This is a genomic window from Streptomyces sp. NPDC047043, assembly GCF_040644055.1.
Taxonomy (GTDB): Bacteria; Actinomycetota; Actinomycetes; order Streptomycetales; family Streptomycetaceae; genus Streptomyces.
The window spans coordinates 305,787-319,826 of record NZ_JBEYVO010000002.1; the positions used below are offsets into that span (position 1 = coordinate 305,787).

13 protein-coding genes are annotated in these 14,040 nt (G+C 70.4%); 7 read left to right on the forward strand and 6 right to left on the reverse strand.

From position 1 onward, the window contains the following. Positions 1-86: 86 nt before the first annotated feature. From glnA to ABZ880_RS04490, 4 genes are all read left to right on the forward strand, one after another. On the forward strand, positions 87-1,496 hold the full coding sequence (glnA, locus tag ABZ880_RS04475) for a type I glutamate--ammonia ligase (protein ID WP_361256686.1): 1,410 nt from the start codon (positions 87-89) through the stop codon (positions 1,494-1,496). A 113-nt stretch (positions 1,497-1,609) separates the two neighbouring features. Continuing rightward, on the forward strand, positions 1,610-1,867 hold the full coding sequence (locus ABZ880_RS04480; RefSeq protein ID WP_361257096.1) for a hypothetical protein: 258 nt from the start codon (positions 1,610-1,612) through the stop codon (positions 1,865-1,867). Between the two features lie 132 nt (positions 1,868-1,999). Beyond that, on the forward strand, positions 2,000-2,917 hold the full coding sequence (htpX, locus tag ABZ880_RS04485; RefSeq protein WP_361256689.1) for a zinc metalloprotease HtpX: 918 nt from the start codon (positions 2,000-2,002) through the stop codon (positions 2,915-2,917). Between the two features lie 3 nt (positions 2,918-2,920). Then, the gene (locus tag ABZ880_RS04490; protein ID WP_361256692.1) at positions 2,921-3,505 is read left to right on the forward strand and encodes a hypothetical protein; all 585 of its coding nucleotides are present in this window, start codon (positions 2,921-2,923) and stop codon (positions 3,503-3,505) included. 28 nt (positions 3,506-3,533) lie between these two features. On the opposite strand, the gene ABZ880_RS04495 is transcribed toward ABZ880_RS04490, so the two are convergent. The 6 genes from ABZ880_RS04495 to ABZ880_RS04520 form a co-directional block, all read right to left on the reverse strand. Further along, the gene (locus ABZ880_RS04495; RefSeq protein ID WP_361256695.1) at positions 3,534-3,836 is read right to left on the reverse strand and encodes a hypothetical protein; all 303 of its coding nucleotides are present in this window, start codon (positions 3,834-3,836) and stop codon (positions 3,534-3,536) included. A gap of 230 nt (positions 3,837-4,066) precedes the next feature. Beyond that, a complete protein-coding gene (locus ABZ880_RS04500) occupies positions 4,067-4,798 on the reverse strand; it encodes a GAF and ANTAR domain-containing protein (protein WP_361256698.1) in 732 nt (243 codons plus the stop codon). 60 nt (positions 4,799-4,858) lie between these two features. Further along, the gene (locus tag ABZ880_RS04505) at positions 4,859-5,722 is read right to left on the reverse strand and encodes a GAF domain-containing protein (protein ID WP_361256701.1); all 864 of its coding nucleotides are present in this window, start codon (positions 5,720-5,722) and stop codon (positions 4,859-4,861) included. Between the two features lie 24 nt (positions 5,723-5,746). Beyond that, positions 5,747-7,615, reverse strand: a complete 1,869-nt coding sequence (locus tag ABZ880_RS04510) for a CheR family methyltransferase (RefSeq protein ID WP_361256704.1) — start codon at positions 7,613-7,615, stop codon at positions 5,747-5,749. Positions 7,616-7,637: 22 nt separating this feature from the next. Beyond that, on the reverse strand, positions 7,638-8,237 hold the full coding sequence (locus ABZ880_RS04515) for a chemotaxis protein CheB (RefSeq protein ID WP_361256707.1): 600 nt from the start codon (positions 8,235-8,237) through the stop codon (positions 7,638-7,640). 41 nt (positions 8,238-8,278) lie between these two features. After that, positions 8,279-9,619, reverse strand: coding sequence for a DUF2252 domain-containing protein (locus ABZ880_RS04520; RefSeq protein ID WP_361256709.1), 1,341 nt, complete (start codon positions 9,617-9,619; stop codon positions 8,279-8,281). 186 nt (positions 9,620-9,805) lie between these two features. Between ABZ880_RS04520 and ABZ880_RS04525 the strand changes: the two genes are divergently transcribed. From ABZ880_RS04525 to ABZ880_RS04535, 3 genes are all read left to right on the forward strand, one after another. Then, positions 9,806-10,990, forward strand: coding sequence for a winged helix DNA-binding domain-containing protein (locus ABZ880_RS04525; RefSeq protein ID WP_361256712.1), 1,185 nt, complete (start codon positions 9,806-9,808; stop codon positions 10,988-10,990). A gap of 385 nt (positions 10,991-11,375) precedes the next feature. Beyond that, the gene (locus ABZ880_RS04530; RefSeq protein ID WP_361256715.1) at positions 11,376-12,218 is read left to right on the forward strand and encodes a formylglycine-generating enzyme family protein; all 843 of its coding nucleotides are present in this window, start codon (positions 11,376-11,378) and stop codon (positions 12,216-12,218) included. A 135-nt stretch (positions 12,219-12,353) separates the two neighbouring features. Then, a complete protein-coding gene (locus ABZ880_RS04535) occupies positions 12,354-13,991 on the forward strand; it encodes an APC family permease (protein ID WP_361256718.1) in 1,638 nt (545 codons plus the stop codon). The last annotated feature ends 49 nt before the right edge of the window (positions 13,992-14,040 follow it).

The window sequence follows — 14,040 nt, forward strand, 5'->3', positions numbered from 1 at the left end:
TAGTGTCGAGGACAGCGTGTGCCACCGCACTGGCCGCACGAACGAACTACCACCCCGGCAGGACGGTCGGGAGTAGGAGGAGCTGGATGTTCCAGAACGCCGACGAGGCCAAGAAGTTCATCGCGGACGAGGACGTCAAGTTCATCGACGTCCGCTTCTGCGACCTGCCGGGCGTCATGCAGCACTTCACGGTGCCCGTCGAGGCGTTCGACCCGGACGAGGAGCTCGCCTTCGACGGATCCTCGATCCGTGGTTTCCAGGCGATCCACGAGTCCGACATGGCCCTGCGCGCGGACCTGTCGACCGCCCGGGTCGACCCCTTCCGCCGCGACAAGACCCTCAACATCAACTTCTTCATCCACGACCCGATCACGGGCGAGCAGTACTCCCGTGACCCGCGCAACGTGGCCAAGAAGGCCGAGGCCTACCTCGCGTCGACCGGTATCGCGGACACCGCGTACTTCGGTCCCGAGGCCGAGTTCTACGTCTTCGACTCCGTCCGCTTCGCGACCAGCGCGAACGAGAGCTTCTACCACATCGACTCCGAGGCCGGCGCCTGGAACACCGGTGCCCTCGAGGACAACCGTGGTTACAAGGTCCGCTACAAGGGCGGCTACTTCCCGGTCCCGCCGGTCGACCACTTCGCCGACCTGCGCGCCGAGATCTCCCTGGAGCTGGGCAAGGCCGGTCTGCAGGTCGAGCGCCAGCACCACGAGGTGGGCACCGCCGGCCAGGCCGAGATCAACTACAAGTTCAACACGCTGCTCTCGGCCGCCGACGACCTGCAGCTCTTCAAGTACATCGTGAAGAACGTGGCCTGGCGCAACGGCAAGACCGCGACCTTCATGCCGAAGCCGATCTTCGGCGACAACGGCTCGGGCATGCACGTGCACCAGTCGCTGTGGGCCAACGGCGACCCGCTGTTCTACGACGAGGCCGGCTACGCGGGCCTGTCGGACACCGCCCGCTACTACATCGGCGGCATCCTCAAGCACGCCCCGTCGCTGCTCGCCTTCACCAACCCGACGGTGAACTCCTACCACCGTCTGGTCCCGGGCTTCGAGGCGCCGATCAACCTGGTGTACTCGCAGCGCAACCGCTCCGCGGCCATGCGTATCCCGATCACCGGCTCGAACCCGAAGGCCAAGCGCGTCGAGTTCCGTGCGCCCGACTCCTCCGGCAACCCGTACCTGGCGTTCTCCGCGCTGCTGCTCGCGGGCCTGGACGGCATCAAGAACAAGATCGAGCCGGCCGAGCCGATCGACAAGGACCTCTACGAGCTGGCTCCCGAGGAGCACGCCAACGTCGCGCAGGTCCCGACCTCGCTCCCGGCCGTTCTCGACTCCCTCGAGCGCGACCACGAGTTCCTGCTCGCCGGTGACGTCTTCACGGCCGACCTGATCGAGACCTGGATCGATTTCAAGCGCGCGAACGAGATCGCCCCGCTGCAGCTGCGCCCGCACCCGCACGAGTTCGAGCTCTACTTCGACGTGTGATCGACGCCTGAACCAGGCACAGCGCCCGCGCCCCCGCTGTCGTACCGACAGCGGGGGCGCGGGCGTATGTTCTATTCTGCCGGTGACACGACACGGGGGTGGACGGAATGCCGCTGGACGAACACGACGACCCGGAGCGGGAGTTCGACATCAGGTGGGCGGACGCCGCCGACCACAAGGAGCCCTCTGCGCGGGCGCGGATGCTCGCCGCGCGGTGGAAGGAGAACCCGCCGAACCCGCAGCCCTTTCGTGCCGATCCGGAGCCCGTGGCGCCCCGCCGGTCCTCGTGGGTGTCGACGGCCATCGTGCTGGGGTGTGTGGCCGCGGTGATCCTGCTGCTGGGCTACGCGCGGTTCCAGGCCCCGTACTAGAACCGGTTGCGGCCCTGCCGCGGCTGCTGACAGGGACCTTTTGCAGCCCCTAGGGCCGATCGGGACCACTTCATGGGAGTGGCCGGGTGCACACTGGCAGTGGGACGAGTGCCTGACTGCGGGGTGAGGCAGATGCAGAGCCGCTTCCGGAGCGACCGGCGGTTGACCGTGCGGATGACGGTCACGATGTTCCTGCTCGGATTGCTGTACGTGGCCTTCGTCGCCGCGTTGATCGTGTTGCTGAAGTCCTGGTTGCTGGTCGTCGCGCTGGTGGCGGTGATGTTCGTCGCCCAGTTCTGGTTCTCCGACCGGATCGCGATGTTCGCCATGCGCGGGCGGGTCGTGGAGCGCGAGGAGTATCCCGAGCTGCACGCGGTGGTCGACCGGCTGTGCGCGATCGCCGACATGCCGAAGCCGGTGGTCGCCGTGTCCGAGATGGACATGCCGAACGCGTTCGCGACCGGGCGCAATCCCGACCACGCGGTGGTGTGTGTGACGACCGGGCTGCTCAGGCGGCTGGAGCCCGCCGAGCTGGAGGGTGTGCTCGCACACGAGCTGTCGCACGTGGCGCACAAGGACGTCGCCGTGATCACGATCGCGTCGTTCCTCGGTGTGATCGCGGGGCTGATCGTGCGGTTCGCCTTCTACAGCCAGTTGTTCGGCGGCGGGCGGCGGGATCAGAACACCGCGGCGGTCTTCGCCGCCGTGATGGGGGTGTCGGCGGCCGTGTACGCGATCAGCTTCCTGCTGATCCGGGCCCTGTCCCGGTACCGGGAGCTGGCCGCGGACCGGGCGGCGGCGCTGCTCACCGGGCGGCCCTCGGCGCTGGCCTCCGCGCTGACCAAGGTCTCCGGCGACATCGCCCGGATCCCGACCAAGGACCTGCGGACGGCGCAGGCCTTCAACGCCTTCTACTTCACCCCGGCGACGGGCAAGGAGCCGGGCATCGAGCGGTTCTTCTCCACCCATCCGTCCCTGGAGCAGCGGCTCGACCAACTGGGACGGATCTCGGCGGAGTTGGGTGAGGCGGCAACCCCCGGAAAGGGATGATGCATGGGGCTTCTGGACATTCTGCTCGGCCGTACGAAACCGGCCCTGCCCGACCTGGACCGGCTCTTCGCGCTGCCGTCGGCGGCCGTGACCCTCGAGGCCGCGGCCGGTTTCACGCCGACCGGCACCGGCGCGGTGTGCTTCGCCACGGTCGAGGGCGGGGCCTTCGAGCAGACGCACCGGGAGGTCCAGGCGCTGCTGGACGCGGACGCCGACCGGGACGGCCCGCCGGTGGAGCTCAAGCAGGACGAGTACGGCTACTCGTGGCTGGTCTCGCGCCGCTCCCCCGAGCAGTTGTCCGAGCTGGTCAACGACCTGCACGCGGTGAACAGTTCGATGGAGGTCAACGGCTTCGGCCCCCAACTGCTGTGCTCCCTGGCCGGGTTCGAGGCCGAGGGCGGCAAACGGCTCGCGCTGGTCTACCTCTACAAGCGCGGCACGTTCTACCCGTTCGCGCCGCTGCCCGGTGGTGGGCAGCGGCGCGACAACGCGCTGGAGCTGCAGGTGAAGGCGGCCCTCGGCGACGACCTGCGGATGGAGCAGGATCTGAACCGCTGGTTCCCGGTGTGGGGCGCGCCGGGGCTGTGACCGGCGCTCACCAGCGGCTCGGATCGCCTCACTTGCTCTTCTCGCGCTCCTGGCGCCGGGACTCCAGGGGGCGCTCGCGGCGGTAGCGGCGGTCCCACTTGGCCTGCATGTCACGGCGCTTGCGGTAGGCCTGGTACGTCGACGGCATGGCCCCTCCCGAGGAGGAACCTCCCGACGACGCGGCGCCGCCGCCCGACGAGGACGTCGGGGACGAGCTCCGCCCGTACTGCAGGTACAGGAAGAGCACGGCGACCGCGGCCAGCCACCAGACGTGGTTTTCGAATCCTAAGACGACCAGGACGACGGTCCCGGAGATGACGATGGTGCCCATGACGGGCCTCCGTTTGGGCGTGGGTGATCGAGCGGTGATGGTGTGTCTCTCCCGACGGGGCGCTGGGGGAAGGGCGTCCGTCCGTCGGTGCGTTAGAGAGTAGCCCCGAGTCCGCAGGGTGATGCCTGTCCTGCGGAAAGCGGTGGTGGGCAGCTCCGCAACGTGTGTCCAGAGTACGGACGCGATCACTCGCCGTGCATCTGCTTTTCCGCGCCCGCCCACGCCCTCGCCTACTCCGCGGGCACTTCCAGTCGCCGTTCCACTACCTCGCGGGCGACGTCCGTCAGGCGGCGGCGGTGCGAGCGGGCATGGGTGCGCAGCAGGCGGAAGGCCTCGTCGACCGAGATCGAGAGGCGGGCGGCGAGCGTGCCCTTGGCCTGTTCGATGACGATACGGCTGGTCAGGGCCTGCCCCAGCTGGTCGGCCAGGGCGCGGCTCTCGTTGAGCCGGCGCTCCCGCTCCAGGGTCCAGCCGGCCACGTCGGTGAACGACTGGCCCAGCTCCAGCAGCTCGGGGCTCAGCGGGGTGCCGTCGCGGCCCAGCAGTACCAGGGCGCCCAGGGTGTTGTGGCCGACGTGCAGGGGCAGGGCGGCGGCCCGGCCGTAGCCCAGCTGTACGGCCCGGGCGGCGTACCGCGGCCAGTCCCGCTGGGCCCGCTCACCGTCGAGGGGGGTGTCCGGCACCGGGCGGCCGGTGCGCCGGGCTTCCGGGCCGGGCCCTTCGCTCCAGTGGGCGGCGTCGCGCGCCAGCCGCATCAGTTCCTCACCGGTACCCGCCACCTGGGGCGGGGTGTGATCGTCGGGCGCGTACAGGACGATCGCGGCGCAGTCGTCGAGCAGCTCGGATCCGTGGGCCGCGAGGGCCGCGAGGAGTCCGGTCGGGTCGGAGGGGTCGGTGACCGCGCTCGCGGCGAGGTCGACGAACGCCTTCGCCAGCCGCTGCTGTGTCACGGGCTTGCTCATGAGCTTCCAATCACCTCTCGGACGTCGGCCGCGCAGGGATGGGTCCTCGGATACCCCGCATCAGCCGAGACGAAGCTCGCCGCGCAGAATGCGCTCGGACACGGAGTGCGCCGAGGTGCTCTCGGCGAAGGCTCGTGCCTTGATCAGTTCCAGTGCGTCGGCCACCGGGCAGTCGAGCTGCACGGAGGTCATGCCCGCGGCCTGGTGAACCAGGGCGCGCAGGTCGGTGCCCCCGTACAGCTCCGGGTCGCCGTCCGGGTTGAGGATCATGGTGCGGGTCAGGACCTCGGCGACCTCGGCGAAGATGTCCGAGTCGGCGAGGCGCGGGGCCGGATCGAAGACCGTGAGGGCGCCGACGCAGGTGCCCGACATGCGCAGCGGTACGGCCGCCACCTCCTCGATGCCGAGCTCGGTCACCGCAGGCCCGTAGCCGGGCCAGCGGTCGGCCAGCGCCGAGCCGACCGCCGACACCGCACGTGCCTGGCTGGTCGCGTCCTGGGCTGGGCCCTCACCGAGCAGGAACTCCAGCTCCTGGGCAGCACGGGACTGTTCGTCGGAGGCGGCCAGGGAGAGCTGGTCGAAGGTGGCCCCGACCAGCGTGAGAGCGGCGCTCTTGGTGCCGCACGCCGCCGCGACACCTGTCATGAACAGGGGCCGCGGCGTGCTCTTCGCCTCGGCCCAGCCCGCGAGCCGAATCGCGTAGCCCTCGTGGAGCCGGGCGGCGGCCAGGTGACAGGCTGCCGTGGAACGGTGGACGGCGGCCATCCGCAGGTGGACGCCCTTGCTCACTTCGGTGGTCGCCTGCTCGGCGAGGAGGTCGTGCCGTTCGGCGCTGCTGGTCTCGTGCGCGGAGCGGGCACGCGCCAGGGCGGCTCTCCGCTCCGCGGAAGCCATGGGATCCGGGGATCCGCCTCCAGTGGCCATAACGGAATCGTACGCCCCGGCTTCTCACCCGGAGGCGTTTGCCCGGCCTTCCTCCATGAGCAGGACGACTCCGCCGTTGTGACCGTCGAAGGGGCTGCACTGCACCAGGCAGGTGATCGCTCTGCCCAGGCGGTTCACGGCCGGCACCGGCATCGGTGCTCCCCGTCCGCCGGTGTCGACGCAGCGCTGGATGGTCTCGCGCAGCTTCTCGGTGGGCAGCCCGAAGTCGAGGCCGTAGAAGGGCTGGTCGAGGACCTCGTCTGGGCGCAGGCCCCACAGGTCGGCGGCACCGCGGTTCCAGCTCTTGACCTTGAGGCTCTGGTCGAGAACGACGACTCCGGCGGCGACGGAGGTCAGTACGGCCTCCAGGAAGGTGCGGGCCTCGTCCAGCTCCTCGGTGCGCACCCGCATCTCCTCGTTCATGGTCTCCAGTTCCTCGTTGCCCGACTGGAGTTCCTCGTTGGTGGTCTCCAACTCCTCGTTCGTGGACTGCAGCTCCTCGTTCGTGGTCTCCAGCTCCTCGATGCTCGACTGGAGTTCCTCGTTGGTGGTCTCCAGCTCCTCGTTCGTGGACTGCAGCTCCTCGTATGCCGTCTCCAGGTCCTCGCGTACGCGCTTGATCTCGGACTTGAGCTGGGTGGCGACCGTGACGTCGGTGAAGGTGATGTTGGTGGCGGCGACCAGGCCGTCGGCGCCGCTGAGGGGCTGGACGAGGATGTCGTAGTACTGGAGGTCCTCGCCGGTACGGCGCTCGGCACCGTTGACGCGCAGGGTGCGGCGCTCGTGGGTGGCCTGTTCGATCAGGGAGCGCAGTTCGACGGGGCGGTAGGAGATCTCCAGGTCCTGGAAGGGACGCCCGATGTCGTTCGGGGTGAGGCCGAACTGCACGCGCGCGTGGCTGTTGACGAGCAGGACGGTGCCGGCGGAGTCGATGGCCACGGAGGGGCTCGGGGTCGCGTCGAGGATGAGGTCGCGCAGCTGCCGATGGCGGGCCACGGTGTGCAGTTCGGTGCTCATCCCGGCCCTGATCTTCACCGGTGCGGGGTGATACGGCGGCGTGGCCTCGCCCGGGCGTCGCCGGAACATGCGCTGGCGCATGCTCATGACGGAGAACCGGTCGGAGTCGTTGAGCAGCATCTCGGCCTTGCCGAGGAAGAGGAAGCCGCCCTCGCGCAGCGCGAAGTGGAAGCGGTCGACGATCTGCGTCTGCGCCTCGACGTTGAAGTACATCAGTGTGTTGCGGCAGATGAGCAGGTCGAGGCGGGAGATCGGGGCGTCGCGGGTGATGTCGTGACGGCCGAAGATGACCCGGCGGCGCAGGTCGGGGCGGAAGCTGAAACGGGCGCCGTTCTGCTCGAAGTACTTGTCGCGCAGATCGGGTGCGAGCGGTGTCAGGACCTTGGCCGGATACAGACCGGTGCGGGCGTCGCGCAGCGCCTCGTCGTCCATGTCGGTGCCGTAGATCTTGACCCGTTCCAGGGTCTCGTCCAGGCCCAGCGTCTCGGCGAACATGATCGCCAGCGAGTAGGCCTCCTCGCCGCTGGAGCAGCCCGCGCTCCAGACCCGGATCTCCTCGTCGGAACCGCTCTGCGCGAGCAGCTCGGGCATGACCTCGCGTTGCAGGAAGGTCCAGGCCTCGGGGTCACGGAAGAAGGAGGTGACGTTGATCAGGATGGTGTTGAACAGCGCGTTGAACTCGTCCGCGTTCGTCTCCAGGAGGTCGCGGTAGTCGTTGTACGACGTGACCTCCACGTCCGCCATCCGCTTGCGGATCCGGCGGCCCAGCGAGGACCGCTTGTAACCGGTGAAGTCGAAGCCGCGGGCGTCCCTGAGGAAGCCGAGGAGTTCCTCCAGTTCCTCGTCGGTCTCCAGGTCAGGCTGTCCGTCACCCATCGCGTCCGTCACCACTTCTCTGCTACTGCCTCTTGGTCTCGACCAACCCGCGGATCACCGCGGCGATCTCCTCCAGAGGTAGCACGAAGTCCACTGTCCCCGTACCCACCGCTGCATCTGGCATACCTCGGAATTCCGCCGTCGCCGGATCTTGGACGATGACGGTGCCGCCGCGCGACTTGACCGCGTCCACCCCCATCGCGCCGTCCCGCCCGGTCCCGGTGAGCACGCAGGCGATGGCCCGCGGCCCGTACGCCCCCGCGACCGACTCGAACAGCAGGTCGGCGGAGGGTCGCACGAAGTGCACCAGCTCGCTGTCGGTGAGGGTGAGCGTGCCGCCGGGGCCGACGAGCAGGTGCCGGTCCGGAGGTGCGATGTAGACCGTGCCGGACCGGGCCTGCTCGTGATCCTCTGCGAGCTGCACGGCCAGCGTCGTACGGCGGCCCAGGACCTCCGCGATCACGGTGCGGTGCCGGGGGTCGAGGTGCTGCACGACCAGGATCGGCACCGGAAGCTCGGCGTCCAGGCCGCCGAGCAGGGTGACCAGGCCGTTGATACCGCCGGCCGAGGAGGCGACGGCGACGACCTCGAAGCCGTCGGAGGTGGGTGCGAAGGGCTGCACGGTGACAGATTAGGCCTGCTCGGGAGGTCATGGGGGGTGCATCACACCTCGGGTGCCGCGGTGACCACACCGGCGGCGACCGCGGCGCCCAGGGCCGCGTGGTCCGCGGCCGTCTGGCCGGCGTAGCCGAGGGCGAAGTCGGCGACGGCCTGCTCGAAGGTGTCGGCGCCGCCCAGGTAGGCGGCGATGGCGATGCGGTCGCCGGAGCGGGCGTGTGCGCGGGCCAGTGCGGTGCCGCACAGGCGGGCGTAGGCCAGGAGGGTGGTCGGGTCCATGCCGGCGACGTCCGCGGAGCCCTTCATGTCCCGCAGCTGCCGCCAGTAGAAGGCGCGGCCCTGGGGCCCGCTCATCCAGCCCAGGAAGATGTCACTGGCGGCCTGCAGCAGCCGCTGACCTGCGACGACGCGATGCCCGGGGTGAACGTACGGCCCGTGCGGCAGATGCTCCTCCAGTACGGACTTGCGCGCCTCCTTGATCTGCAGGAACAGCGGGTCGTCGGCGTCCCGTCCGGCGAGCAGGACGACGAAGCAGCGCAGGCCGACGCTGCCGACGCCGACGACCTTGCGGGCGGCGTCGACGAAGCGGTAGCGGTCCAGGAGCAGCCGGCGCTCCTCGGAGAGGGTGGAGCGGTAGTCGCTGAAGATCTTGCGCAGGGAGGCGGTGTCGGAGGCGCCGGCGGGTTCGAGGAGCGGCGGGTCGTGGATGAGCCGGCGGCGCCCGTCGACGATCTCGGTCAGCTTGCCGAGGGCGTGCAGGCTGGTGCGGCGCCGGGCCCTGGTGAGGCTGGAGGCGACCTGCCGGCGGCGGCGCGCGGAGCGGGCCAGCGGCAGCAGGCTCTCGGCGTCGATGCGCTCGTACCAGACGTCGAGCTCGCCCCGGCGGGCCAGCCGCCGCATGGTCGTGCGGTATGCGGCCGCCGATTCCGCGGCCGCCCGGCGGACCTTGTCCTCGGGGTGCCCGTTCTCGCGGGCGGCCACGGCCACGCTCGCCGCGAGGCGCTGGACGTCCCACTCGAAGGGGCCGGGGAACGTCTCGTCGAAGTCGTTGAGATCGAAGAGCAGCGCCCGCTCCGGGGAGGCGTACAGCCCGAAGTTCAGCAGGTGGGCGTCGCCGCAGAGCTGCACGGTGAGCCCGGTGTGGGGCCGGGACGCGAGGTCGGCGGTCATCACGGCGGCCGAGCCGCGCAGGAAGGCGAACGGCGACGCGGCCATCCGCCCGTACCGGATGGGCAGCAGCTCCGGCAGCCGGTCGCGCCCCTGCCGTTCCAGTACGGCGACGGGGTCGGACCGGTCGACGGGCGGGACCCAGTGGCCGTGGGCGGAACGGGGCACGCGCTTACGGGCGGCCCGGCCGGCCTCGGCACGGGTCACGGGCGTGGTCATCGCACCCACCGACGCATGCCGCGCTTGCCCATCACGCCTCCGGTTCCGTTGCTGTCCACGCTCTCCTGATCGCAGTGAAGGCGGGGCCGGGGGTGTGCGCATGCCGGGTCCGGCGATCGGGTGACGGCCCGTTGTCAGTGGGGTCCTGCAAGATGGGGGCACGGGTGGTGCGACGGGGAGGCCGGGATGGGCGAGGGCGTGCGGTACATCGGGGTGGCCGAGCGGCGGGCGCGGCTGGCGTTGCGGCAGCGGCTGGCCCCGGTGGCGCGGGCGGGGAGCCCGGAGGAGGTCGCCGGCACGCTGGTCGCGCTGCACGGGTCGGATCCGGCGACGGTGCATCTGGCCGTGGGCGCGCGGCTCGCGGACTCGGCGCGGACGGTGGCGGAGACCGAGCGGGCGCTGTACCAGGATCGGTCGCTGGTGCGTATGCACGGCATGCGGCACACCGTGTTCGTGTTCCCGACGGACCTGACCGCCGTCGTGCACGCCTCGACCGGAATCACGGTCGCCGGGCGCGAACGGGCCTCGCTGCTCAAGGACATGGCGAAGGCCGGGGCCCCGGACGCGGCCTGGCTGAAGGACGTCGAGGAGTCCGCGCTGGCCGCGCTCGAGCGGCGTAGGCAGGCGACCGCGGCCGAACTCGCCGAGGACGAACCGCGGTTGAGAGAGCAGTTCGCGTACGCGGCCGGCAAGAGCTACGAGGGCGTGCACACCGTCTCGACCCGGCTGCTGAGGGTGCTGGGCGTGGAGGGCAAGGTCGTACGGGGGCGGCCGCTCGGCTCGTGGACGTCCAGCCAGTTCCGCTGGGCCGTGGCGCCGCCGCACCCCGAACTCGACGTGGCCGAGGCGCAGTCGGCGCTGCTCGGCCGCTGGCTCGCGGTGTGCGGACCGGCCACGGAGGCGGACCTGAAGTGGTGGACGGGCTGGAAGGTCACGGATGTACGGCGTGCGCTGGCGGCGATCGGCGCGCAGGCGGTGTCGCTGGACGAGGGCACGGGGTACGTCGTCGACGGCGACGTCGCTCCGGTGGCGGGCCCCGCCCGGCCGTGGGCGGCACTGCTGCCCGCGCTGGATCCGACGGCGATGGGCTGGCGGGAGCGCGACTGGTACCTGGCCCCGGAGCTGCGGCCGCCGCTGTTCGACTACAGCGGCAACGTGGGACCGACGGTGTGGTGGAACGGCCGGGTGGTGGGGGGTTGGGCGCAGCGTCCCGACGGGGAGATCGTCTGGCGCCTGCTCGACAGGGACGGTGTGGGGCGTGAGGCGGAGGCGGCGATCGCGGTGGAGGCGGAGCGGCTGCGCGGGTGGGTGGGGGCGACCAAGGTGACACCGCGCTTCCGGACACCGCTGGAGAAGGAGTTGGCGGCCTAGGGCTCTTCTGATGGATCTCCGTGGGAGAAGGAGCGGCGTTCGGTGCGTGCTCTCGGCGTGCCGGGCGGAAGCCCTCGTAGCGGAGCTACTAGGGCTTTTGACCGGTGCGGCGAGAGGGCGTGCCGGGCGTCGCGACGCCGCGGAGATCCATCAGAAGGGCCCTAGCCGCGAGGGCGCGGGAGGGGCCGGTCGCACAGGAACTTCCCGTACACATGGGATCGTCCCGCACGGGGCCGCCCCACAAGTCGCCTGCGCACAAGGAACCCAGCGGATGCACGAGCCCGGTTCGCCCGCCCCCTGCTGCATGCCGCCGGGCGGCGGCCCTGCCGAGCCTCTGCGGATCTCGCCGCCCTCAGCCCGGAGCAGCTCTGCCGATCCCGAGGGGATGGTCCTGCTCCCCGGCGGCGAGTTCCTGATGGGCGCGGAGGACTCCGAGGGGTTCCCGGCCGATGGCGAGGGACCGGTACGGGCCGTGCGGCTCGACCCGTTCCGTATCGACGCCTGCGCGGTGACCAACGCGCAGTTCGCCGCCTTCGTGGCCGACAGCGGTCATGTCACCGACGCCGAGCGCTTCGGGTGGTCGTACGTCTTCGCGGGCTTCCTGCCCGGCAGTCTGCGGCGCGGCGCACCGCGGCCCGAGGCCACGCCCTGGTGGTGCGGTGTCGAGGGTGCCGCATGGGACCGTCCGGAGGGTCCCGGCAGCACCGTCGACGACCGGGGCGACCATCCGGTGGTGCATGTGTCCTGGCACGACGCGACCGCCTACGCCGCCTGGGCCGGCAAGCGGCTGCCCACCGAGGCGGAGTGGGAGTACGCCGCGCGCGGGGGCCCGAAGCAGCAGCGCTATCCGTGGGGCGACGAGCTCGACCCCGGCGGCGAGTACCGCTGCAACATCTGGCGGGGCACCTTCCCCACCAAGAACACCGCCGCCGACGGCTACCGCGGCACGGCCCCGGTCGACGCCTTCGAGCCCAACGGCTTCGGGCTGTACAACACCTCGGGCAACGTGTGGGAGTGGTGTGCCGACTGGTGGACCACCGACCACGGCACCGCGCGCCCGCTCCACAACCCCACCGGCCCGGCCACCGGCACCGCGAAGGTCATCCGCGGCGGCTCCCACATGTGCCACCGCTCCTACTGCAATCGCTACCGGGTGGCCGCGCGCAGCGCGAATTCTGTGGACAGTTCCAGTGGTCACACCGGTTTCCGCTGCGTACAGAGCCCCTGAAGGGCTGTCCACGAACCTCCCGGGCATTGGTCAAAACTTCACCATCTGTCTTCTGCTCGACCGCCACTGTTTCCTAATCTGCGACGTCGCACGCACTGAAAAGTTGTATTCAACTCGTGAGAGGTCGCTGAAAATATGGTGAGCGTCGAGCAGGGCTCCCTGAAGGAGGCCAGGGGTCCCGGCGACCTCAGGCGTGACGTCGGACTGATCGGTCTGATGTGGGCCTCCGTGGGTTCCATCATCGGGTCCGGGTGGTTGTACGGCGCCGAGAAGGCGGTCGTGGCCGCCGGTCCCGCGGCGATCATCTCGTGGGTGATCGGTGCGATCGCGATCGTCCTGCTGGCCCTCGTGCACGCCGAACTCGGCGGCATGTTCCCGGTGGCCGGCGGCACGGCACGCTATCCGCACTACGCCTTCGGCGGCCTGGCCGGCCTGTCCTTCGGCTGGTTCTCCTGGCTGCAGGCGGCCACCGTGGCGCCGATCGAGGTCGAGGCGATGATCGGCTACGCCGGTCACTGGAGCTGGGCGCAGGGCCTGGAGCACAAGGACCAGACGCTGACGGCCTCCGGCATCGTCGTCGCCGTCCTCCTGATGGCCGTCTTCGTCGCGGTCAACTTCTTCGGCGTACGGGCCCTGGCACACACCAACAGCGCCGCCACCTGGTGGAAGATCGCCGTCCCGCTGGGCGCGATCTTCGTCATCGCCGCGGGCAACTTCCACCCCGCCAACTTCCACTCGGAGGGCTTCGCCCCGTTCGGCGCCAAGGGCGTGCTCAGCGCCATCAGCGAGAGCGGCATCATCTTCGCGCTGCTGGGCTTCGAGCAGGCGATCCAGCTGGCGGGCGAGAGCCGCAACCCGAAGCGGGACCTGCCCCGGGCGACCCTCGGCTCGGTCGCGATCGGCGCGGTCATCTACGTCGCCCTGCAGATCGTGTTCATCGCCGCGCTGCCGCACAGCACCTTCGCGAAGGGCTGGACCCACCTCGACTTCCCGGGCATCAGCGGCCCCTGGGCGGGCCTGGCAACCCTGGTGGGCCTGGGCTGGCTCGCGTTCGTCCTCTACGCGGACGCCATCATCTCCCCCGGCGGCACCGGCCTGATCTACACCACCGCCACCTCCCGCGTCTCCTACGGTCTGGCCAAGAACGGCTACGCGCCGAAGATCTTCGCCGCGACCGACAAGCGCGGTGTGCCGTGGTTCGGCCTGATCATCTCCTTCGTGACCGGCGTGATCTGCTTCCTGCCGTTCCCGAGCTGGCAGCAGCTGGTCGGCTTCATCACCTCCGCGAGCGTCCTGATGTACGCGGGCGCACCGCTGGCGTACGGCGTCTTCGCGGACAAGCTGCCGAACCACGAGCGCCCGTACCGGCTGCCCGCCGGCAAGGTGATCTCCCCGCTGTCGTTCATCGTGGCCAACCTGATCATCTACTGGGCCGGCTGGGACATCCTGTGGCGCCTCGGCATCGCGGTCGTCCTCGGCTATCTCCTCCTCGGCGGCTACGCCTGGTGGGCCAACGCCACGGGCCAGCCCGACGCACCGCGGATGGACTTCAGGGCCGCCCAGTGGCTGCCGGTCTATCTGCTGGGCATGGGCGTGATCTCCGCACAGGGCGGCTTCGGCGGCACCGGCAACATCGGCCTGTGGTGGGACATCCTGGTCATCGCCGTCTTCTCCCTGGTCATCTACTACTGGGCCCGGGCCACCGCCTCCCGGTCCGAGGAGATCGAGCGGAGCATCGAGGAGGTCGTGGTCACCGACGCGCCCGCGCACTGACCCGTAAACCCGTCATGGCCCGTCGGCCGCGGCTCTCCCCTGCCGTGGC

Coding starts and splice junctions, on each gene's coding strand:
- htpX (WP_361256689.1), top strand. CDS start 2,000: ATGCAGAGCCGCTTCCGGAGCGACCGGCGGTTGACCGTGCGGATGACG.
- ABZ880_RS04510 (WP_361256704.1), bottom strand. CDS start 7,615: ATGGGTGACGGACAGCCTGACCTGGAGACCGACGAGGAACTGGAGGAA.
- ABZ880_RS04520 (WP_361256709.1), bottom strand. CDS start 9,619: ATGACCACGCCCGTGACCCGTGCCGAGGCCGGCCGGGCCGCCCGTAAG.
- ABZ880_RS04530 (WP_361256715.1), top strand. CDS start 11,376: ATGGTCCTGCTCCCCGGCGGCGAGTTCCTGATGGGCGCGGAGGACTCC.
- glnA (WP_361256686.1), top strand. CDS start 87: ATGTTCCAGAACGCCGACGAGGCCAAGAAGTTCATCGCGGACGAGGAC.
- ABZ880_RS04525 (WP_361256712.1), top strand. CDS start 9,806: ATGGGCGAGGGCGTGCGGTACATCGGGGTGGCCGAGCGGCGGGCGCGG.
- ABZ880_RS04490 (WP_361256692.1), top strand. CDS start 2,921: ATGGGGCTTCTGGACATTCTGCTCGGCCGTACGAAACCGGCCCTGCCC.
- ABZ880_RS04535 (WP_361256718.1), top strand. CDS start 12,354: ATGGTGAGCGTCGAGCAGGGCTCCCTGAAGGAGGCCAGGGGTCCCGGC.
- ABZ880_RS04495 (WP_361256695.1), bottom strand. CDS start 3,836: ATGGGCACCATCGTCATCTCCGGGACCGTCGTCCTGGTCGTCTTAGGA.
- ABZ880_RS04505 (WP_361256701.1), bottom strand. CDS start 5,722: ATGGCCACTGGAGGCGGATCCCCGGATCCCATGGCTTCCGCGGAGCGG.
- ABZ880_RS04500 (WP_361256698.1), bottom strand. CDS start 4,798: ATGAGCAAGCCCGTGACACAGCAGCGGCTGGCGAAGGCGTTCGTCGAC.